At 37.9% G+C, this 21,237-nt stretch carries 25 protein-coding genes and 1 other annotated feature; of the genes, 6 read left to right on the top strand and 19 right to left on the bottom strand.

The window, feature by feature from the left end:
* Window positions 1-8: 8 nt before the first annotated feature.
* The 9 genes from I6G50_RS02665 to I6G50_RS02625 all read right to left on the bottom strand — a co-directional run bounded on the left by I6G50_RS02665 (window position 9) and on the right by I6G50_RS02625 (window position 6,697).
* Complete coding sequence (locus I6G50_RS02665; RefSeq protein WP_003136348.1) at window positions 9-482, bottom strand: NUDIX hydrolase; 474 nt, start codon at window positions 480-482, stop codon at window positions 9-11.
* A 1-nt stretch (window position 483) separates the two neighbouring features.
* On the bottom strand, window positions 484-1,443 hold the full coding sequence (locus I6G50_RS02660; RefSeq protein WP_081167613.1) for a PhoH family protein: 960 nt from the start codon (window positions 1,441-1,443) through the stop codon (window positions 484-486).
* Window positions 1,444-1,569: 126 nt separating this feature from the next.
* Window positions 1,570-2,676: an alanine dehydrogenase gene (locus I6G50_RS02655; protein WP_197909075.1), complete on the bottom strand. Its 1,107-nt coding sequence runs from the start codon at window positions 2,674-2,676 to the stop codon at window positions 1,570-1,572.
* 312 nt (window positions 2,677-2,988) lie between these two features.
* Entirely contained in the window at window positions 2,989-3,273 is a 285-nt protein-coding gene (rpmA, locus tag I6G50_RS02650) for a 50S ribosomal protein L27 (RefSeq protein ID WP_003136340.1), read from the bottom strand.
* Window positions 3,266-3,610 (bottom strand): ribosomal-processing cysteine protease Prp, encoded by a 345-nt coding sequence (locus tag I6G50_RS02645; protein ID WP_003136339.1) that lies wholly within the window; start codon window positions 3,608-3,610, stop codon window positions 3,266-3,268. Before I6G50_RS02645 ends, rpmA begins: the two co-directional genes overlap by 8 nt.
* A gap of 3 nt (window positions 3,611-3,613) precedes the next feature.
* A complete protein-coding gene (gene rplU, locus I6G50_RS02640) occupies window positions 3,614-3,928 on the bottom strand; it encodes a 50S ribosomal protein L21 (RefSeq protein ID WP_003136338.1) in 315 nt (104 codons plus the stop codon).
* Window positions 3,929-3,961: 33 nt separating this feature from the next.
* Window positions 3,962-4,034: a sequence feature (ribosomal protein L21 leader region), on the bottom strand.
* A 75-nt stretch (window positions 4,035-4,109) separates the two neighbouring features.
* Complete coding sequence (locus I6G50_RS02635) at window positions 4,110-5,024, bottom strand: diacylglycerol/lipid kinase family protein (RefSeq protein ID WP_197909074.1); 915 nt, start codon at window positions 5,022-5,024, stop codon at window positions 4,110-4,112.
* 123 nt (window positions 5,025-5,147) lie between these two features.
* Window positions 5,148-6,317 (bottom strand): DUF998 domain-containing protein, encoded by a 1,170-nt coding sequence (locus I6G50_RS02630; protein ID WP_197909073.1) that lies wholly within the window; start codon window positions 6,315-6,317, stop codon window positions 5,148-5,150.
* A 2-nt stretch (window positions 6,318-6,319) separates the two neighbouring features.
* The gene (locus I6G50_RS02625) at window positions 6,320-6,697 is read right to left on the bottom strand and encodes a DUF1934 domain-containing protein (RefSeq protein WP_081167605.1); all 378 of its coding nucleotides are present in this window, start codon (window positions 6,695-6,697) and stop codon (window positions 6,320-6,322) included.
* Between the two features lie 176 nt (window positions 6,698-6,873).
* Here I6G50_RS02625 and I6G50_RS02620 point away from each other — a divergent pair, with 176 nt between their 5' ends.
* From I6G50_RS02620 to I6G50_RS02610, 3 genes are read left to right on the top strand one after another with little or no spacing between them, the layout of a single operon-like run.
* On the top strand, window positions 6,874-8,172 hold the full coding sequence (locus I6G50_RS02620; RefSeq protein ID WP_003136330.1) for an HD domain-containing protein: 1,299 nt from the start codon (window positions 6,874-6,876) through the stop codon (window positions 8,170-8,172).
* Between the two features lie 22 nt (window positions 8,173-8,194).
* Window positions 8,195-9,007, top strand: coding sequence for a sugar-phosphatase (gene yidA, locus I6G50_RS02615; RefSeq protein ID WP_003136329.1), 813 nt, complete (start codon window positions 8,195-8,197; stop codon window positions 9,005-9,007).
* The gene (locus I6G50_RS02610) at window positions 9,000-9,368 is read left to right on the top strand and encodes a hypothetical protein (RefSeq protein ID WP_197909072.1); all 369 of its coding nucleotides are present in this window, start codon (window positions 9,000-9,002) and stop codon (window positions 9,366-9,368) included. The genes yidA and I6G50_RS02610 overlap by 8 nt, the downstream gene beginning before the upstream one ends.
* A 20-nt stretch (window positions 9,369-9,388) precedes the next feature.
* Here I6G50_RS02610 and I6G50_RS02605 read toward each other — a convergent pair whose 3' ends face one another.
* From I6G50_RS02605 to I6G50_RS02590, 4 genes are all read right to left on the bottom strand, one after another.
* Entirely contained in the window at window positions 9,389-10,402 is a 1,014-nt protein-coding gene (locus I6G50_RS02605; protein ID WP_003136326.1) for a rhodanese-related sulfurtransferase, read from the bottom strand.
* An 88-nt stretch (window positions 10,403-10,490) separates the two neighbouring features.
* Window positions 10,491-10,943 carry a hypothetical protein gene (locus I6G50_RS02600; protein WP_003136324.1) on the bottom strand — a complete coding sequence of 151 codons (453 nt, stop codon included), beginning with the start codon at window positions 10,941-10,943 and terminating at the stop codon, window positions 10,491-10,493.
* Between the two features lie 107 nt (window positions 10,944-11,050).
* Complete coding sequence (locus I6G50_RS02595) at window positions 11,051-11,428, bottom strand: pyridoxamine 5'-phosphate oxidase family protein (protein WP_003136322.1); 378 nt, start codon at window positions 11,426-11,428, stop codon at window positions 11,051-11,053.
* A 40-nt stretch (window positions 11,429-11,468) separates the two neighbouring features.
* Complete coding sequence (locus I6G50_RS02590; RefSeq protein ID WP_197909071.1) at window positions 11,469-11,798, bottom strand: iron chaperone; 330 nt, start codon at window positions 11,796-11,798, stop codon at window positions 11,469-11,471.
* Window positions 11,799-11,972: 174 nt separating this feature from the next.
* On the opposite strand from I6G50_RS02590, the gene I6G50_RS02585 reads away from it, so the two are divergent.
* Window positions 11,973-12,851 carry a phosphoesterase gene (locus tag I6G50_RS02585; RefSeq protein WP_232252369.1) on the top strand — a complete coding sequence of 293 codons (879 nt, stop codon included), beginning with the start codon at window positions 11,973-11,975 and terminating at the stop codon, window positions 12,849-12,851.
* Window positions 12,852-12,923: 72 nt separating this feature from the next.
* Window positions 12,924-13,454, top strand: a complete 531-nt coding sequence (locus I6G50_RS02580) for a DUF402 domain-containing protein (RefSeq protein WP_081167591.1) — start codon at window positions 12,924-12,926, stop codon at window positions 13,452-13,454.
* Window positions 13,455-13,474: 20 nt separating this feature from the next.
* On the opposite strand, the gene I6G50_RS02575 is transcribed toward I6G50_RS02580, so the two are convergent.
* Both I6G50_RS02575 and I6G50_RS02570 read right to left on the bottom strand, forming a co-directional pair.
* The gene (locus tag I6G50_RS02575; RefSeq protein WP_197909070.1) at window positions 13,475-15,115 is read right to left on the bottom strand and encodes an ABC transporter permease; all 1,641 of its coding nucleotides are present in this window, start codon (window positions 15,113-15,115) and stop codon (window positions 13,475-13,477) included.
* Window positions 15,116-15,127: 12 nt separating this feature from the next.
* On the bottom strand, window positions 15,128-16,006 hold the full coding sequence (locus tag I6G50_RS02570; protein ID WP_197909069.1) for an ABC transporter ATP-binding protein: 879 nt from the start codon (window positions 16,004-16,006) through the stop codon (window positions 15,128-15,130).
* Window positions 16,007-16,138: 132 nt separating this feature from the next.
* Here I6G50_RS02570 and I6G50_RS02565 point away from each other — a divergent pair, with 132 nt between their 5' ends.
* Window positions 16,139-16,705 (top strand): TetR/AcrR family transcriptional regulator, encoded by a 567-nt coding sequence (locus I6G50_RS02565; protein ID WP_197909068.1) that lies wholly within the window; start codon window positions 16,139-16,141, stop codon window positions 16,703-16,705.
* On the opposite strand, the gene whiA is transcribed toward I6G50_RS02565, so the two are convergent.
* From whiA to cls, 4 genes are read right to left on the bottom strand one after another with little or no spacing between them, the layout of a single operon-like run.
* Entirely contained in the window at window positions 16,702-17,622 is a 921-nt protein-coding gene (gene whiA, locus I6G50_RS02560; RefSeq protein ID WP_042753254.1) for a DNA-binding protein WhiA, read from the bottom strand. The genes I6G50_RS02565 and whiA overlap by 4 nt on opposite strands.
* Entirely contained in the window at window positions 17,606-18,604 is a 999-nt protein-coding gene (locus tag I6G50_RS02555) for a gluconeogenesis factor YvcK family protein (protein ID WP_197909067.1), read from the bottom strand. The genes whiA and I6G50_RS02555 overlap by 17 nt, the downstream gene beginning before the upstream one ends.
* Window positions 18,601-19,491 (bottom strand): RNase adapter RapZ, encoded by an 891-nt coding sequence (rapZ, locus tag I6G50_RS02550; protein WP_003136306.1) that lies wholly within the window; start codon window positions 19,489-19,491, stop codon window positions 18,601-18,603. Before rapZ ends, I6G50_RS02555 begins: the two co-directional genes overlap by 4 nt.
* A 55-nt stretch (window positions 19,492-19,546) precedes the next feature.
* On the bottom strand, window positions 19,547-20,992 hold the full coding sequence (gene cls / locus I6G50_RS02545; protein ID WP_081167576.1) for a cardiolipin synthase: 1,446 nt from the start codon (window positions 20,990-20,992) through the stop codon (window positions 19,547-19,549).
* Window positions 20,993-21,237: the final 245 nt, after the last annotated feature.

The following is a 21,237-nucleotide window of genomic DNA, read 5'->3' as shown; positions in this document are numbered from 1 at the left end:
ATTTTCCTTTATATATGCTTATTCTGTTCTAACATTTGCTTCGCAAAATTTAAGAGAGGCGTTTTTGTAGATGTCATGATATTTTCTGGCAATTGATCAAAAGGAAACCACTTTGCATCCAGAACTTCACTTTCTTCCAAAATCATTTGTCCTGTAAAATCATTGCTCGCATAAACAATATCAATCACATGGACTTCATCTCCATTAGGATAGCAAAAATGCTGTTCTTCTCCAGAACATACTGTAAACAAATCCATGCTTTCTACAGTCAATCCTACCTCTTCAAAAAGTTCTCTGCTCGCTGCTTCTTCCGATGTTTCACCCGGTTCAATAGAACCTCCATGGTAAGACCAGTTTCCGGTATCTTTACGTTTTTGTAGTAAAATCCCATCTTCATTATAGATAATGAGGCTGGCACAAGCAACGACAAGTGGACGAGAACCGAGTATTTTACGTAAATCAAGAACGTAACCTTCAGACATCTTACTCCCCTTTTTTCTCGTACGCATTGATGATTTGAGCCACCACAGGATGACGAACCACATCCTTAGCTGTGAAATAAACAAAATCAATACTATTTATGCCCAAAAGCTTTTCTTTAGCATCAATCAAACCTGATTTAGCCTTGGAAGGTAAGTCAATCTGTGAAATATCGCCATTAACAATCATCTTGGAGTTAAATCCTAATCGTGTCAAGAACATTTTCATTTGCATGGTTGTTGTATTTTGTGCTTCATCTAAGATGACAAAAGCATCATCCAAAGTACGCCCACGCATATATGCTAAGGGCGCGATTTCGATGATTCCTCTCTCCATCATTCGCTCTGTTGCACTTTTTCCTAAAATCTGAAATAAGGCATCATAAACTGGACGTAAATAAGGATCTACTTTTTCTTGTAAGTCACCAGGTAAGAAGCCTAGATTTTCACCAGCTTCTACGGCAGGGCGAGTCAAGATAATACGTTTAACTTGACCATTCCGTAAAGCCTGAACGGCCATAACAACGGCAAGAAAAGTCTTCCCTGTACCCGCAGGCCCAATCCCAAATACTACATCATGTTGTTTTACGCTATCAACATAAAGTTTCTGACCTACATTTTTCAAACGAATAGGTGTACCGACTGCATCTTTAGTCAACTCAATTTCATACAGGGTTATGAAATTTTCGATATTATCTTCCAGCATCATTTTGACAGCAATCATCGCATCTGAACTGTGCACGGGTAAACCACGTGAAATCAAGACTAAAAGTGCTTGTAACACCTTGCGTGCTTGTTCAGGCGCGAGCTCATTGTCAGCCATAATCTGAACCATCTCACCACGATAGTTAATATCAACGCCGAGCTGAGATTCTATCAACTGCGCATTTTTATCTTGTGAACCAAAAAGTAAAACTGCATCTTCTGGATTATCCAACTTAAATTCTACGGAATGTCTAGCCAAACAAATACCTTCCTGTTCTCTTATTTATAATCTTTGTCTCATTATATCATATTTCAGAGGCTATACGCTTTCATACCTCCCTTCCAAATAAAAAAAGTCATGGAGCTGTGCCCAATGACTTTTACTTTATTTTTTCTCTGTGTAAGTAAGATTTATAGAATCTGATAAAGCACGAGAAACTATCTGTCCTTTATAAACACTCATTCCAGAAGTAAGAGAAGTACTTCCTGCTAAAGCTTTATCTAATCCCTGATCTGCAATGAGCTTCAGGTACTCAATATTTCCTTTAGACATTACTAATGTTGATGTCCTTGGTGTAGCTCCTGGCATATTTGGCACAGCATAATGAATAACGTTGTGCTTTATAAACACAGGATCTGCGTGGCTTGTTGCATGTTCAATCGTCTCAACTGTCCCACCCTGATCAATTGCAATATCAACAATTACTGATCCTGCTTTCATGGACTTAACCATATATTCTTTCACAAGTTTCGGAGGCTTAGCGCCTGGGATGAGAATTGTCGAGATAAAGACATCAGCTTCCTTGATATGCTCTTCCAAAGCTTCAGTCGTTGACTTGATAATCTGAATATTCTTTCCTGAGTAGTGTTTTTCCAGCTCTTGAATACGCTTATCATTCAACTCCAAAATAACCACAGAACACCCTATACTCAAAGCAATATCTGCTGCATTTTCGGCGGCAGTACCACCACCAAATATTACGATGTGTCCTGCTTCGATACCACTATCTGGGATACCTGGGAGAAGAATCCCTTGCCCACCATGTTGTTTTTCTAAATAATATTGCCCAAGGTTGACCGCACGTCTCCCTGCAATTGCACTCAAGGGTTTGAGTAATGGAAAAATTCCATCCGCAGCGATATTTTCAGCCGAAAAAGCAGTCACATTCATTTCTATCATTTTTTCAACACAAGCTTTGTTCGCAGGTAGATGTAAAAAACCCCAGATTATTTGTCCCTCTTTGAGATATTGATATTCTTCCTCTAAAGGCTCTTTTACGCGAACCATCATTTCTGCTTTCCAAGCTTTTTCACGTTCAACTATCTCGGCACCCGCTGCGATATACTGCTCATTTGGAAAGCCAGCACCAAAACCTGCATTATCTTCGACATACAGCGTATGCCCGGCTTCTACCAAAATTTTTACATTTTCCGGCGTCATACCGACACGTGATTCCCCTTGTTTCAAGTCTTTTACTACGGCAATTTTCATTATTTTCTCCTTCAATTCAATTCAAAATTATAGAGTAACTATACCATAAATAAAGCGCTTAACTTACAGAAAGGGAAAATAACACTATCTTTTTAGAATAATAAGATATTTTTGTTTTCTATTCTACAAGGTATATTTTTAGTGCGAAGTAAAATGTCCTAGACTTTAGGGAGGCACAAAAATTAGTCCAAGAAACTCAAGTGTTTTTGTAAAAAAAAGACATGAAACTGTCCATTAAGAGTGGGCTTTCCACATTGTCTTTTCTTTTATTTTTGCAAAAAAAAACCTCTCCCAAGAGAGGTTGGTTTACCATTATTTAGCTACTGCTGGGTAAACTGAAACATGTTTTTTACCACGTTTCATTTCAAATTTAACGTGTCCTTCGATTTTAGCGAAAAGAGTGTCATCGCCACCACGACCAACGTTAGTACCTGGATGGATATGTGTACCACGTTGACGGAAAAGGATTGAACCGCCGCTTACAAGTTCACCGTCAGATGCTTTAGCACCAAGACGTTTAGCTTGTGAGTCACGACCATTGGAAGTAGAACCCCCACCTTTTTTGTGGGCGAAGAGTTGCAGATTAAGTTCAAGCATTATATTGCCCTCCATTTTCAATTTTAAGTGTAATGTATTGGCTGTAATTATTTGATACTTCACGCATAGCATTTACAAATGCTTGAAGTAGTGTTTGAGCCAATTCGCCTTGTCTTTCAGGAGTACTCAAAGGTATTTCAACATAAAGATAACCATCTTCCATATTGGCAATGGGTTTAATCTTTGCCATTTCATAGAGGTTATTTGCTGTTGTAATTGACAACACGCTAACAGCTGCACAGACCACATCGTGACCATATTCGCCAGATTCAGCATGTCCCGAGATTTCATAGGAAACTATTTTATCTCGCTTTGTCCTGATAACCGCTTCAATCATGCCTTAAGCGTTGATTGATTTGATAACAACCTTAGTATAAGGTTGACGGTGACCTTGTTTACGGTGTGAGTGTTTTTTAGGTTTGTATTGGAAAGTAACAACTTTCTTTTGTTTACCATGTTTTTCAACTTCACCGACAACTGTTGCACCTGAAACGAGTGGAGCACCAACTTTAGTAGTAGCACCGCCGACAAGAACAACTTCGTCAAAAGTTACAGTTTGACCTGCTTCTACGTTAAGTTTTTCAACATAGATAACTTGTCCTTCTTCAACTTTGACTTGTTTACCACCAGTTTTGATGATTGCGTAGTTTGACATTGTGATTCCTCCTTGTTAGATTTTGTGCCGTAAAACGGCTGTAAGACTCGCCTTAGTCCGTGAGCTAATGCTACTTGAACGGTACTTCGTGCGGTTGTACTTTATGGGAGACCACAAAGACAACTATAACAGTATAACAGATTTATTTAATAATTTCAAGTGCTATGTAACGATAAATCCTCTACTTCTTTTCTGGTACAAGTGTTGTCAAAGCTTTTCGATAAACTTTAATGTCTAAAGGAAGGGGAGAACTCTTGTCTCCATCAATTCTTGAGTATGGAATATCTTTCTTTTTATTTGATAAAGCAGATATTTCAAGATGGTCTGTATCCAAGTAAGTTATTTCTGAGAAATTTTCTACTTTACCCTTACGCAGTCTATTTAAACGAAATAAAATCTTCCAAAGGTGAATTTCTTTTAGTGAATAAACTCTGACAAGGCCATCATCAACTTTAGCGTCTGGAGAGAGTGCTTGTCTGCCACCAATCGTATCGGTCATCGTGATCAGTAATAATTTTGTCTTTATTTCTTTTGTTTGCCCATTGTATTTCAAACAAATATGATAGGTTTTATTATGGCGAATAACCTTGTAAGCATCTTTAAGATAGGCTAAGGGACCAAATTTTTTCTTTTCTGTGCTGCTAACATTCTGGGCAATATCAGCTAATATACCTAATGTCATGCTAGAAATCATATAGTTGTCATTTACTTTAGCAATATCAAATTTTTGTTTTTTTCCTTGATTTATATTTTCAAGAGCTGCTTCTATATCTTGCGGGATATGTAAAGATTTTGATAGATTATTGACAGTGCCGTTTGGAATAATTCCTAAAAGTGACTTGCTTCCACCTTCAAAAACACCGCCACAAATTTTATTAATTGTTCCATCGCCACCAAGAGCTATGACTAAGTCTGTATTCTCTTGTGTTGCTTTTTTGGATAAGCGAATAGCATCTTCTGGACTTTCTGGATTAACAAACTCAACTTCAGTGTCCTGATTTTCCTTCCTATTAAAAAAATTCTTGATTGTTTTTAATACTGCATTTCCATCATTTTTTCCAGATTTTTCATTATAAAATACTTTTACTTTTTTCATTTTAATCTCCACATTTCATTCTAACATAGCTTGTTCCTAAGGTAAAAAATTATTTCTTCCAAACTAGTAATAAATAAAAAACAACAGAAACAAGGCCTGTAATTTTTCACTAATGTATATAATTTAGTCTTTTGATTCTTCTTTAAAAATTTCGGCATGATAAACAACACGGGGGTTGAACAGTATACGTACAAGAGTATTTATCAGAAGCATAATCCAAGCAAATGACAAACTAAATGAAAGAATCTCAAATGCCGTTAAGTTAAGGTAATACAGAGGATGCCATAAAAAATAGCCAAAGATAATCAAGGCGGCAAGCCCATAAGATACACGGTACAGGTTTTTATCTAAATCTGGCAAAAACCAACGTATACCTAAAATTGATAAACTCATAAATAGAACTATCAGCTGTGCTGCTACATCGTGCATAACATGTGCCAAACCCGTACCATTATTAGGGATTAGCCCTACCAAAGCAATGGACACTGCACACAAAGTCAACAAAATTTGTAAGATCATGAAACGAATTCGGTGGCCTAGTTTTTCACGAATAGAAACAAAGATATAGTCAAACAGAGCAATCATCAAGGCGGCCGACACTACTAAAGTCATGTTAAATTGCAGGCTGGTGTTTGATTCACTTGTTCCGAGTAGACTAAAGTTCTTTTGCCACCAATATTGGTTATTATTGGCTGCCATACTCGCTACAAGTCCACCGACGGAAACCATAATTAACATATTAATCATCATCTGAATAGAAAAAGTATCGACAGTAAAGATGAGCAAGTAATTCAAAATCGCCGAGAAAATAGCAAAAATCAGCATTGAAGTAAAAACATCAAAACTTAAGCCATAAAATAGCTGATTCAAAAACCAAAAAAGAGCAACCAGCGCTAAAGTTACAATAATAAAGACAGAAAGGATAACGGATGGAAATGTTCTCCAATAAACTCTTGGTCGCATTGTATGATAAAGTTCTTTGCGCTTTTTGATAAAGGCAATAATAAAGGAAGTCATCGCTACCACGTTCGCAATAACCAAAACCCCAGTAGAGATTGAAGCGGTACCCGAGAGATGAATTTGATTTAACTTCATAACTTGGCTGGCAATAAAGAAAAGAAAGGTACTGATAGCTGTCGGTATCAAGAAGACGCGGGCAGCATCTTCTTTTCGAGTAGGAGTTTTAGCCCGTATCGTAAAACTATTCCTATTATTTTCAACGACCTCAATTTCTTGTTCATCTGATAAATCCAGCTGGTCATAGAGCTCCTTCGGGAGAAATATTTTTTTCATTTTTAATTCTTTTTCCAATCAATTCTCATGCGATATTCACCTATAGGTATATCATTTTGAGCTAAGCGGTATTTTAACTTCACGTGTTTTAATTCTTCATCCATCTGTAAACCATCTGTCAAAATTTCTAAACGCCCTAATCCTTCATAGAGCGTATGTGTAGGTAACTCCTTGTGAAAACGCATAACTACTGGCTTTTCAGCATAACGTGTCATGCTCAACTCCGTTTCATCAAACTTTATAAGGACTTTTTCTTCCTCTGCATTTTTGTAGTACAAAGCAATTTTATTTCCTAATTTTTTTACATCACCTTCAAATGTTTCTCGAATAAATTCTTCTTGTCCATCAATGACAATACGATTCCTAATAATAATTTTCATAATTTTTATTTTACTACAAGTTCTACTATTAGTAAAATGGCAATTTACTCTAATTTCAGTTATAATTATATTGCAGCAATGCAAGAGTTGTCATAAAGTAATTGCCTGCGCTCGTTGGTAATTATTGGCAATTTTAGTTTTAAACTCACTTACTCTTGTCATGCAAAGGAGGTTTTATGGCACATCTCGAAAAAGTCTTTCGCGACCCCGTCCATGACTATATACATGTCGAAAATCAAACAATCTATGATTTAATTAACACTGCCGAATTTCAACGGCTTCGTCGTATCAAACAACTTGGAACTTCTTCTTATACCTTTCATGGTGCAGAGCATAGTCGTTTTTCTCATTGTATGGGCGTCTATCATATCGCTAAAACCATCACTGAATGGTTCACCAAAAGCTATCCCGAAATCTGGAACCCAGAAGAAAACTTAGTCACCCAATGTGCTGCTTTATTGCATGACGTTGGGCATGGGGCTTATTCTCATACCTTTGAAGGGCTTTTTGGAACAGATCATGAAGCTATGACACGTGAAATTATTACTTCACCAGAAACCGAGATTAATGCGGTATTGCGTCGTGTTAGCCCAAACTTTCCCGCACAGGTCGCATCAGTCATTTCACACGACTATCCTAATCCACAAGTTGTACAGCTTATTTCAAGTCAGATTGATGCCGACCGTATGGACTATCTACTGCGTGATGCTTACTATACTGGTGCTGTTTATGGGCAGTTTGATTTGACAAGAATTTTACGTGTCATTGCCCCCGATAAAAAAGGAATTGTCTTCAGAGTTTCGGGTATGCACGCGGTCGAGGATTATATTGTTAGTCGCTATCAAATGTATATGCAAGTTTATTTCCATCCTGCCAGTCGCTCTATGGAAGTTATCCTACAAAACCTACTGAAGAGAGCAAAAATCTTATATCAAACTGAGCAAGAATATTTTGCTCGAACAAGTCCATGCCTGGTGCCTTTCTTTGAAAACAAGCAAAACTTACATCACTATCTTTCACTAGATGATGGTGTCATGAATACTTATTTTCAGGCTTGGATGTCGCACGAAGATAAGATTTTATCTGAACTTGCCTGTATGTATATTAATCGTCATTTGCTCAAATCAGTAGAGTTCAATCAGGGACAAGAGCAACAGCTGGATTTGTTCAGTTCAGATGCTTCACTTCTGGATAAGCTCAGGGCATTGGTTGATAAGGCAGGATTTGATTCTCAATACTTCACTGGTACACATAGTAACTTTGATTTGCCTTATGATTTTTATCGTCCAAATTCCAATAAACCACGGACACAGATTGAGATTTTGAAGAAAGATGGGGGCTTAACCGAACTTTCTGAAGTTTCTCCCATTGTGGCTAGTCTTGCTGGAACAATACACGGGAACAGTCGCTTTTATTTTCCAAAAGTTATGCTTGATAATCCTGAATTTATGCACTTAATTCGCACAAATATTTAATTTAGAAAAGAGAAGAAAGAAAATGATTAAACTTATAGCAATTGACATTGATGGCACTTTACTAGATCCAGAACGTAAAATCACACCAGAAGTTAAGCAAGCAATCACTCAAGCAAAAGCTGCTGGGGTAAAAGTTGTTATCACAACAGGTCGTCCGCTTATGGGCGTACATGGAATTCTTGAAGAACTTGAGTTAACAGACTACAGTGACTATGTCATCACCTATAATGGTGCTTTGGTACAACGTGCGACGGGTGAAGAATTCATCATGGAGACTTTGGAAGCTGAAGATGTCCTTGATATTGATGCAGCGGCACGTAAAGTTGGCGTACATATGCACGCCATTACGAAAAAAGGTATCTATACAACAAACAGAGATATCGGCAAGTACACTATCCACGAGGCTTCTTTAGTTAATATGCCCCTCTACTTCCGTCAACCTGAAGAAATCGCTGCACTTGAAGTTGCAAAAGTGATGATGATTGATGAACCAGAAATTCTGGATGATGCCATTGCTTACTTGCCATTTGAGTTCTTTGAACGCTACAACATGGTTAAATCAACACCTTTCTACTTGGAATTTATGAATAAAAAAGCAAGTAAAGGAAATGCCGTACTCCATTTGGCTAAAAAACTTTTCCTTGAAGTGGATGAGCTGATGGCCATTGGCGACCAAGAAAATGACCGCTCAATGCTTGAAGCTGTGGGCAATCCTGTAGTTATGGGTAATGGTAAAGAAGACTTGAAAAAAATTGCGAAATATATTACTAAGTCTAATGCAGAATCAGGTGTGGCCCATGCAATTAATGAATGGGTTTTGAAAGATTATGAATAAGCTTTTTGAAGAAAGCTTTGGGATGAGCCAGCATATCTGGTATAAAGGGCTCAATCTTTATAAAGAAGGAAAAGATGCAAAAGAGCTTGTCCTCTTTGAAAATATCGAATGCCTTCTTTCACTGATTAAAAATGACCTGCAAGAAAAAAACAGTGCCGAATATTTTTGGTATATTTACGGAGAGCAGCATACACAAGATGCCTTATCGGAGAAGGTTCGCCCTAACTTAATGATTCGTTTTAAAGATAAGGAATTTCTCGTAAGATTAAATTTTGCTGATGCAGACTTTGCCTTAAGTGCAGGCTATATTTTAGATTTTGAAAAAGAATTAGCTGATAAATTAAAAAGAACAGTTTCTTAGAAAACTGTTCTTTTTTGGTTTTAACTTCTTCCTTTAGTAAAGAAAGTTGGGTCTGCTGTACGTTCGACGATAAGTGCATTTATCTCTTCATCGGATAAGCTGAGCTCCTCAATACAACTTTGTGAACAACACCCTTCAAAACGTTCCGCACAGTTGGCACACTGGATAAACAAGCGATGACATGCTTTATTTTTACAGTTTGTGTGCATATCACATGCTTCACCACATTGTGGGCATGTGGAGAGAACATCGTCTGTGATACGCTCTCCCATCCGTTCATCAAAGACAAAATTCTTACCGATAAATTCGACAGGCAAATCTTGCTCTTTGGCCTTACGTGCATATTCGATAATCCCACCTTCAACATGATAAACATTTTCAAAACCTTCATGTTTCATAAAAGCACTGGCTTTTTCACAACGGATACCTCCCGTGCAGTACATCACAATGTTTTTATCCTTGGCATCTTGGAGCATATCTACAGCCATAGGTAATTGTTCACGGAAAGTTGCTGAGGGAACTTCTACAGCGTTTTTAAAATGCCCTACTTCATATTCATAATGGTTACGCATGTCAACAAAGATAGTGTCTTCTTTCCCAAGCATTTCATTAACTTCATCTGCTTTGAGATAATGCCCAACATCTGAAGGGTCGAAAGTTGGGTCATCAATCCCATCTGCTACAATCTTGTTACGAACTTTCATACGCAATACCCAGAAAGACTTCCCATCATCGGTAATGGCATAATTGAGACGAAGTCCATCTAACTCAGGAGCAGTCTGATAAAGGGTTGCTTTGAAGTTTTCTAAATTTGAAGTAGGCACACTGATTTGTGCATTAATTCCTTCATTCGCGATATAAACACGTCCAAATACTTTTAAAGCTTCAAATTTCGTATACAAGTCATCACGAAATTGTTGCGGATCCGCAATATTAAAATATTTATAAAAAGAAATCGTTGTACGAGGCTCTGTTTCAGCTGCTAAACGTTCTTTTAATTCTTTATTGGAAATTTTATTATGTAAGATAGTCATGTTTCTATGGTAGCACAGCTTTATTTTTTTACTAAGAAATGCGCTTGTTTTTTACTGAACAAAGTAGAGAGTAAAAACACTACCATCGCTAAATAGTAGTGTTTTCTTCTGCTGCTAACTCTTCTAACTTTTTCATCCGACTCATCAGCTGTCTCTCACCAAGTAAAATAATGAGAAGGAGCAAGCCCCAACCAGCCATTATTCCAGCAGTTCGCATCAGTCCATCTCCTCGATAAGTTAAAAAGATACGTTCTGGATGTTTATTATCAACATATATTTTAATCTTAGAATCTACTGTACCTAAATTTCGGAAGTAAGTATCTAAAGGTCGTACTTGACGTTCAACACCTTCAAAAGTATAATTGACTTCTTTAAGTGCTTCATCTCCTCGAACAATCATTCCAGTTGTCTCTGTTTTTGTGAGATTTTTATTCGCCATATGTACCCCAGTAAAAAAGAGGGAGCCTGAGATTAATGCTAAACCAACTACGAGTAAGAGGATTCTTGAAATCCCTTGCAATATTTTTACTGTATTCTGCATATATAACCTATTATAAATTCTAGTCTTGTTTTTTTGTCTTTCTCTATTATAACAAAAAACACACAGATGTAAATTTCCTAAATAATAGAATAGTTTTAACGAACTTTTTATAAAAGCTGTTCTAACTCGATAGGTGTAATTTCTAATACTTCTCTCAAGAAGGGGTATTTTTCTTTCATCATTTCGAACTCTGTCCCTTCAGAAATAAAGCGTGCTTTTCCTGTTAGTCTAAAGCCTATACCCTGATAGCCATTTTTGCCTTCCACTTCTCTCACACCAAGCATCATAAAAATTGTATCATTCACTTTGATGTCTTTTTCAAGATGATGCATCCCCGCAGCAGGCGCAAGTAACCTTTCGTCAGAAGTGAGGTGCAAGTAGGAAATCCAAGTTCCCGTAACATGAGGTGTTTTTTCCGCTCCCCAAGAAGTAAGGGACACAGAACCTTCGTATTGCAGTGTTTCTTTAAATTTATTTGTTAACATTTTTTCTCTTTTCTATTTTTTGTAATCCGACCATTAAACATCAGTTATCCTGTTTTAAATTCCACAGTATAATCGTTTTTACTAATTCTTTAAGCTGTTTTTCACCAATATTATGAGTAATTTTTATTGTACCTTTACTGCAATTATAAGTTTTAGTTAAGTCTTCTAGATGTGAGGCAATAAATGCTGGGCGAGGATAAAGGCCCAAGTGTGCTTTGTGATTCTGGGCATAGAGAAGAACCCTCTTTCCATCAAACCAAGCAGGCATACCATAGGAAAGGCGTTCTTGAGCGTGGGGAAAGACTGCTAAAACTGTTTTTCTTACTAATCTCATGAGGTCATCGTCTTGAAAATAGTCTTCAAATTCCATATAGTTCTCGCTTTCTTATCCGCTATAATCCTATTTCTTCTCTCTTCGAATTGTATATTTTTCAGTAATAGCTGTCAAGGAAAACACTTACTTTTAACGGTTTCTTGGTAGTCCACTTTGACCTTTAAGTTACTTCTTTTAGAACATGGCTTGCGGTTCTGTTATAATTTAATTATGAAAAAATTAGCTCTGCTCTCAGATTTGCATTTAGATGTTAATAAATTTACAGATACTGAAGTACAAGTTTTAGTACGCACTTTACAAGAGCAAGGCGTCACAGATTTGCATTTGGTAGGCGATATGTCTAATGAATATAAAAAAATTACATTACCTTTTATAAATAAACTTTCTGATACTTTTGATATTAGTCATAATCTTGGTAATCATGATATGGTTCATTTATCTGAAAAAGAAATCAAGGCACAAGATTTTTCCCTTAAATATTTCGGTGATACCCTGCTTATTAGTTTCCATGGTTGGTATGACTATTCTTTTACGGATGCTTACTCCAATGATAACTTGCTCGCTTTTAAAAATAGCTTTTACTTTGATCGTAAGATTCATCGACAGTACAGTGATCCACGTACGACTAAGGACACGCTTTTTAGACTAGAAAAACTTCTTGATAACTTGGATTTTGATGGTCGGATAATTATTGCCATGCACTTTGTCCCTCACAAAGCCTTTACTATCAATACAGCTTATAAAAAATTTGAACGCTTCAATGCTTATCTTGGTTCTGAGGCTTTTCATCAGCTCTTTATCAAATATCCTCAAATTACAGATGTCATTTTTGGACATGCGCATCATCGAATTACTTCTCAATCTATTGACGGCATTCTTTATCATTCTCGTCCTTTAGGTTATACTTATGAGTGGCAAATGGTCAGTGATTTTTTACAGGAATTTCCCGAATATCGGATTGAGCAGGATTACCACCTCCGCAAAAGATATCAAGCTATCAAAGAGCTCAAACTATGGCAAGATTTTCGCTCTGAAAATCTGCCCAAGGAGTTTTTAAGCGGCCTGAGCTTTTTCGATCTCCCGCTCTAAGTTCAGAATATTTTCCAAAATTATGATATAATAATAAGCGAGAACTTTGAATTTTGGAAAGTTGGTGAAGCCTTGAATCTTCCGAAAGAAGGCGACCTAGTCACGATTCAAAGCTATAAACATGATGGCAGTCTACATCGTACCTGGAGAGATACGATGATACTGAAAACAAATGAAAATTCAATTATTGGTGTAAATGACCACACACTTGTAACCGAGTCAGACGACCGTCGTTGGGTCACACGTGAACCTGCAATCGTTTATTTCCACAAAAAGTTTTGGTTTAACATCATTGCTATGATTCGTGAGGAAGGCGTCAGCTACTACTGCAACCTTGCGAGCCCCTTTGTCTTAGACAACGAGGCACTAAAATACATCGACTATGATCTCGATGTAAAAGTATTTAAAGATGGCGAGAAAAAACTCCTAGATGTTGAAGAATATGAACGTCATAAAAGACAGATGAACTATTCTTCCGAGATTGACCACATTTTAAAAGAAAACGTCAAAATTCTTGTTGATTGGATCAATAACGAACGAGGACCTTTTTCAAAAGAGTATGTTGATATCTGGTACAATCGCTATCATCAATTAAAAAAATAGTCCAATGGACTATTTTTTTGTTAATCTCCTATCAAATCACGTTGACGATAAGCTAACATCCCCATAACTGCAAATATCAGAGCTAAGGCAAGTATCAGCATAAAGTTGTTCCAATCCATCGTTTCGACAGGAAGGCGTGAAATATGATGAAAAACATTCAGGTTATTAATCCATGCTGGCAAATCTAAGAGATTACCTATATAACTCATGAAAAAAGTAAATCCAAGATAAGCCCAGATTAATGAACTTACACGCGGAACAAAAGCCATCAAGAGTCCTAGCAGACCAAGAACAAAGAAGATTCCAACCGTCCACGCCATACCGGCTTGCGCCACCTTTAGAAAACTGAGAGCCTCTTCATTACCTGCTTGGGCGATGTAAATCCCTATAACAACTGCAAATTGTGCCAAGGCTCCTAATATCCAAGAAATAATCATATAGTTAGCATAGACCTTATAACGACTTAGCGAAAAAGCGTAGAGTTGCTCTTGGCGGTTTTTCCTTTCCTCAGAAACCATTCGTGATAAGGAGGTCACAGCAAAACAACTGACCATTACAGCACATATCATAAAGATTGTGGACATAAAGCTCTCGACCATTGCTTTACTAGCAGCCTGACTGGCTTCATTTGCCAAGTTTGGATCAATATTGAAAAGTTTCGAAATCGTAGGGCTAGATTCTACAAAGCCTCCGATTTGATTAATCATCGAACCATAGGTAATGCCTAGAACAAAGAGACCAAATAGCCATCCCATACTCGCTGTACGTTGTTGACGAAGCGTTAGACCGGTAAAACTGAGTAAGCTTTTAGGAGCCCTTTCTTTCCCTTTTGCTTCAGGGATATATCCTGCGTTAACATCGCGCCTTATTTCAAGAATGTAAGCGATAATAAGTAAAAAGAAACTCAACACCACTGCTAATAATATCGGAAGCCAATGATTGTCAATATAGGGAGCTGTCAAATAAGACCAGCTCAGTGGATTCCAATATCCTAAGTTCACATTCTGTGTATCTGTCCACATCCGAATCAAATAAAGCATGCCTAATATGCCAAATGTTGCACCTTTAGCACTTCCTGATTCAGAAAAAATCTGTGCAAAAACCAGAGCAATCATTCCCCAAAGGAAACCTTGAGTGGCAATGCTTGAGGCAAAGAGCAAGTTTACAGAAAAATCTGCCATTCCTGTAACATTCTGGAGTTGAATGGAAGCTGCTAAGATAAGGCTCAACAACACATGTAAAAAGAATAGTTCGATGACAACTGCTGTTGTACTTGCTAATTTCCCGACTTGGAAAGAGCGAAAAACTTCTGTAATTCCGTCTTCTTCTTCCTTCCGAGTACGGTTAATCACATAAATAACGGAAACAATAGCAAAGGTAATTGCGGTAATCAAGGGCATGGTTGTCCCATAAGCTGCTGCAGCCGTGAAGTCTGGTCCTTGATTTACTGTCATCGGCCCAAAGAGTGCCGTCATAGCTGGCCCCCGAAAAACATTAAACATCGTTTCCCGCTGACTGTCCGTTTGCATCATCAGTTCAAACTTGCCAACACCCGAAGCTGCAAAGGCTAAAACAGCAATAATCCACAAAGACAGCTTAAGCCAGTCCCTCTTAAGTAAAGCGCCTAACAACTGGATTGTTTTATTTAATGGTTTATCCATAATCCCCGCCTCCTACTCATAGTGGTGCATGAAGAGCTCTTCCAAAGTTGGTGGTGTGGATTCTAACTTTTTCACCCCATACTGCAAGAGTGTTTTTAAAATCACATCGGTTTTATCTGAATCCACTTGGAAGATGGCTTTATTTCCATTCATTTGGAGATCATGTATCCCTTCTAGTTCACGAAGACCTTCTGCAGTCTGGATTGTTTCAACTTTAAATGTGTCTCGTGTAAGGTGTCGCAAATCTTCAAGGGTTCCCGTTTCTACAATCTCACCTTTTCGGATAACGGCAACACGATCAGCGAGACGTTCCACCTCAGATAAAATATGACTGGAAAGAATGATAGCTTTCCCCGCTTTTTTCAGGCGTTGAACTTCTTCTTGAAATATGGATTCCATCAATGGGTCCAAGCCACTGGTTGGTTCATCAAATATATAAAGTTCTGAATCTGTTGCTAAAGCCGCAATCAAGGCAATTTTTTGTCGATTTCCTTTGGAGTAACTGCGGGCCTTTTTCTTGGGGTCCAGCTCAAATTTTGCTATCAACTCATCACGCTTTTGCAAATCCGCGTTACCGTGAAGCTTCAAAAAGAGATCAATAATTTCTCCACCAGAAAGATTCGGCCAAAGATATATATCTCCTGGGACATAGGCGATTTTTTTATGAATTTCAATCGCTTGGGTCCAAACATCTTTACCAAAGATACAGGCTGAGCCACCACTCCCTTTAATTATTCCTAAAAGAACACGGATCGTTGTTGACTTTCCTGAACCATTAGGTCCAATATAGCCTAAAACTTCACCTGCATAGACGTCCAGCGTGACATCTTTCAGCGCTTGAAAATTACCAAAGTTCTTTTGCAGATTTTTTATTTCAATTACTTTTTCCATTTTTTTCTCCTTGCTGATTAAGGAATTTGAACTTTATTTGTTTTTATAGTTCATATTGTACTATTTAAGTTGAAATAGTACAAATAAAACGCTATAATTTTTATAAAGAATTCTTTTAACGGAGATAAGTAAATGAATCAGACAGAAAAAAAGAAAAAAGCCATTCTAGAAGTGACTTCAAAACTATTACGAGAGCGCTTGATTTCTGATATTTCTATGGATGAAATTGCCGAGCTTGCTCACGTCTCTAAAGTCACAATTTTTAAGTATTATGAAAGTAAAAATAGCTTGATGAATTTGGTTATCCGAAGAGAACTTGACTTTATGGTTCAAGAAATACAGAAGATTATTGAGCATGATACGGACTTCCGCGAAACTTTTCGCCAAGTTTCTCAATTTAAAATCAAACAGGTTCATTTAATGACCGATAGCTTCCTACAAAATATGATGAAGCAATATGCGACAGAACCAAGTTTCTTTGATACAGATACACGTCAGCTTCAACATCTTGTTTATCAAAAACTTTTTAGCAAAGGACGGGCTGAGGGAGAAATTAGCTCGGAATATACCGATGAAGACCTTATCCTATTTATCGATATTATGAGTGAGGGTATGAAGACTATCCCTGTAGAAAGGGCTCTAAAACGTCCTGAAATTCTCACTGAAATGTTTTTAAATGCATTGAAAAAAGCGGATTAATTACCGCTTTTTTTTAGTTCTTCCGCTAAGGCTGTGAGCTTTCTCAATCTATGGTTCACCCCAGATTTTCCTAAAGGAGGGTCTAATAATTGCCCCAGTTCTTTAATCGTAGCCTCAGGATGGGCTATGCGGGCGTGTGCTACTTCTGTAAGGGATGGGGGTAGATTTTCTAATTCTTTTTTTTCTGCCAAATATTTAACAGCGGAAATAACATCTTGTGCCGCTGAAACTGATTTATTGATATTAGCTGATTCAAAGTTTGATTGACGATTAGCCAATCCTCGTAACTCCCGCATAATTTTGGCATCTTCAAATTTAAGACGTGCCTTCATAGCGCCTATTAAGGTCAGAAAGTCCATGATTTCTTCTGCTTTTGATAAATACAAAATATATCGGTTCTTTCGTGCAATTACACGCGCGTCAAAGCCGAAGTTATGAAAGATATCTTGTAAATCCTCCGCATGCTCTTGATACACACTAGAAATAGAAAGCTGATAATCTCCTTTTTCTGGATTATGCATTGAACCGCTTGAAAGAAAGGCTCCCCGCATATAGTCTTCTTGAGCTTGTTGGTCATATTTCACAGATTCAGGAATCCCTGAGTCCAAAAACATGAGCGAATCGGACAATTGTAGCTCATTGAGTAGTTCATTCACTTTGTCTTCAATAAATACAGTATAAACACGATTCTTGGACAGTGTCGTTTTTTGATGTACTCGAATTTCTGCTCGTATCTGATAGATTTCAAGCAGCATTTGATAAACGTATTTGGCTGTGGCAGCATTTTCAGTAGAGAGGGATAAAGTTAATCCCCCAGAAATTCCTAAAGAGCCATTCATTCGGATCAAGGCCAATAAAGTACCTCGACTCGCTTTTTGGCTAGTCAACTCTTTTTTTATGTCACTCGTGAAACTCATCGTTTTTTCTCTCGTATCGATCACTAATTTCCATAATTTCTGCCGCAATGGCATCTCCATTATGGAAGGCACCGCCATTGACTAACTCTAAGAAATCATTAGAAATAATATTAACTTCTTCTTCTTGTAAGGCTTTAAAATCATGTACAACCTGTACGAGGTACTCGTCAAATTTGTTGGAATTCATGTATTCTTCTGGTACTACAGCACTGTTCACTAACACAGTATCAATAATACGTGTACCGAGGTGTTCATGGAGCACACGAACATGGTCTGCATCACTAAAATGTTCCGTTTCGCCGCGTTGCGTCATAATATTGCAGACATAAATGATACGGGCCTTTGTTTTCAAAAGTGCTTCACAAATTTCAGGGATCACAATATTAGGTAGGATTGAAGTAAAAAGTGAACCTGGTCCTAAAACAATAGTGTCTGCTTCCATGATGGATTGAACCACTTTCTCAGATGCACGTGGACTTTTACCTGTGTTTGTTTCGGTCAGATAAACATGATGAATCAACCCTTTATAACCAGCAATGTTGCTCTCTCCTTCGACTATATGCCCATCATTAAAGACAGCATGCAAAGTTAAAGCAGCATCACTTGAGGGATAGACATGACCTTTGACATGGAAGAAACGTGCTAAAGTTTGTACTGCTTGGTAGGTTGAGCCTTGCATTTCTCCAATGGCAGCGATAATAAGGTTTCCCAAAGGATGTCCGGCTAGTTCACCGTCGCTTTTATCAAAGCGATACTGTAAAATATCGGCATAAAATTTAGGCATATCACTCATGGCAATAAGCACGTTCCGCAAATCACCTGGTGGAGCAATATTAATAGCTGAGCGTAAACGTCCTGAAGAGCCGCCATCATCAGCCACGGTGACGATAGCCGAAAGCTCAATATTTTCCTTTCGGAGGGATTTCAAAATGACGGGTATACCTGTCCCACCGCCAATAACAACTATTTTTGATTTTGTCATGAGCGGTTAACCGTTTCTTTCCGTTTGTCTTTGTCTCTATGGCTTGTATTCAAATGCCAATCTTCTTTAAGGAGTGCTTTTGAAACACGCTCAGCAAAGGCAACTGAACGGTGTTGTCCCCCTGTACATCCAAAGGCAATTGTCAAAACTGACTTGCCTTCTTTTTGGTAAGCTGGAATTATCGGTAAGAGCATATTCATTAAGTTTTTGTAAAAATCTTCAGATTCGGGCTGACTCATGACATAGTTAAAGACCTCTTTATCTTGGCCTGTCTTATCTCTCAACTCAGGTATGTAGTGAGGGTTGGGAAGAAAACGTACATCAAAAACAAGGTCCGCATCCATAGGGAGACCATATTTGAAACCAAAAGAAAGTACTTCTATACGAAACGGTGCTTCTTTTGTCTCAGAAAAACGCTCCAAAATACGGGCGCGCAAGTTACGTGGTGTAAGCTCACTCGTATTGATAACCACTTCTGCTAGAGCTTTAATATCAGAAAGAATTTCACGCTCTTGCGTAATTCCATCCAAGACACGGCCATCAATCGCTAGTGGGTGTGAACGGCGTGTTTCTTTATAACGCGCGACCAATTCCACATCATTTGCATCAAGGAATAAAAGTTTAAAATTTACTTCTGGTATGTTAGAAAGCTCTGCCACAATCCCACGCAAACGGTCAAAGAAAATACGGGAGCGCATATCAACGACCATGGCAACTTTGTTAATTTTACTGTCTGGTGTGTTGAGAAGCTCCACGAATTTCTCAATCAAGTTGGGTGGCATATTGTCCACTGCGAAATAGCCCATGTCCTCAAAAGATTGGATAGCGACAGTTTTACCTGCACCTGACATACCTGTGATAATAACAATATTTAGTTTGTTATCCATGTTTTCTCCTCTTTCTTTTCAAATTAATAAGTAGAAACGTTTCATTCTGGCTATTCTACAGCATTGGACTAATCAGTCTTGCCAAGCCTTCTTTAAAGCGAATACTTCTGCTACGTTCTTCATAAATCTCAATCGTCAGACGCTTGCTGACTTCCAGATCTTTCTTAAAGTCTTCGCGTAATTTTTGAGAAATGTCATAATCATAGAGTGCCATATTTCCTTCAAAACACAGCTGTAAGCTACGGTTGTCAAAGTTTGCAGACCCTACGGATGAATACTCTCCATCAATGATGAGTGTCTTAGAATGAACGAAGCCTTTCTCATAAGTATAAACCTTTGCCCCCCTTTTAAGCAAGTCAGCTGCGTAATAATAAGTGGCCCAGTAAACTAACGGATGATCCGGTTTATTTGGAATCATTAAACGAACTTCAACTCCGGATAAGAGCGCTAATTTCAGAGATTCGTGTAACGCATCATCTGGAACGTAATACGGAGTTTGGATAATAATTTCACGTTCCGCACTGTTAATCATCTTCATATAAGTCATCTTGATTTGTTCTTTCACTTCGTCTGGCCCTGAAGTAACAAACTGTGTGATAACTCGATCTCGTTCTAAAGCTGCGGGGAAATATTCTGCAGCTTCTAAAATTTCAAACTTATGCTGACTGTTCCAGTCTAGGATAAATCTATTTTGCAGTGAGTACACTACATCGCCGGTCAAGCGTAGGTGCGTATCCCGCCAGTAACCAAACTTTTCTGTTTCCGTTGCATATTCATCACCGACATTAAAACCTCCTGTATATCCGATCTGACCATCGATAACCACGATCTTTCGATGCAGGCGATAATTTGTGCGAGGGTTAATTAATGACAAAATCAGCGGGAAGAAATAAGAAACTTCACCCCCTGCTTTTATCAAGCCTTCAAACTCCCTTATTTTCGTTTTATTACTCCCCCACGCATCTATGAGAACTCTTACTTCAACTCCCCGATGCGCGGCATCGATCAAAGCCTCTGTGAGTTCTCTTCCTAGATTATCCATTCGAAAAATATAGTATTCTAAATGAATATGATGCTTCGCTTTTCGAATATCGTCAAGGAGTGCATCAAACTTTGCCCGGCCATCCGTAAATATTTTTACACCTGTGTTTGAAGATATGACAGCTTTTTCTTCCACAAATAGCATATGGATCAGCTGAGTTATTCCATGATTGCGCGTGATTTTTTGTATAAAGCCTTCTTCTTCATAAACTCTCCATGTACGTTTGAGTTGTTCTTCAAAGCCTACCCGAAAAGACCGCTGCACTTTAAAAATTCGGTAGTGAGCAATCCCACGTCCAACTAAAAGATACAGGATAAAACCAAAAACAGGCAAAAGATTAACGACAAAAAGCCAAGCCCATGTCGTTGATGTACTTTTTCGTTCCCTGAAAATAATTGTCATTGATAAAAAGAGGTTTACAGCAAAAATAGATAATTCAATTATGGCAATAAGGCCCAAAATAAAAATCCTTTTCTAAAATTATTCTTATCTAATTATAACACAGGCCGTATATAAAAAATTGTTTTAATCATTTATCCTCACACTCGACCCAAACAAAAATGACCGTAAGTGATACGGCCATTTCTGCTTTTGTAAACATTTTATAGGAAAGTTCTGGTCTCTAAATAGAGAACAGTTTGTCTTCTTAAATCGCACGCACGTAAAACGCTTTCATTTCTTCCGACCTCTTTAGTATACAGGAA

Source organism: Lactococcus garvieae, from assembly GCF_016027715.1.
Lineage (GTDB): Bacteria > Bacillota > Bacilli > Lactobacillales > Streptococcaceae > Lactococcus > Lactococcus garvieae_A.
Note: the sequence above shows the minus strand (reverse complement) of the source record. Positions and strands in the feature narration are given on the sequence as shown.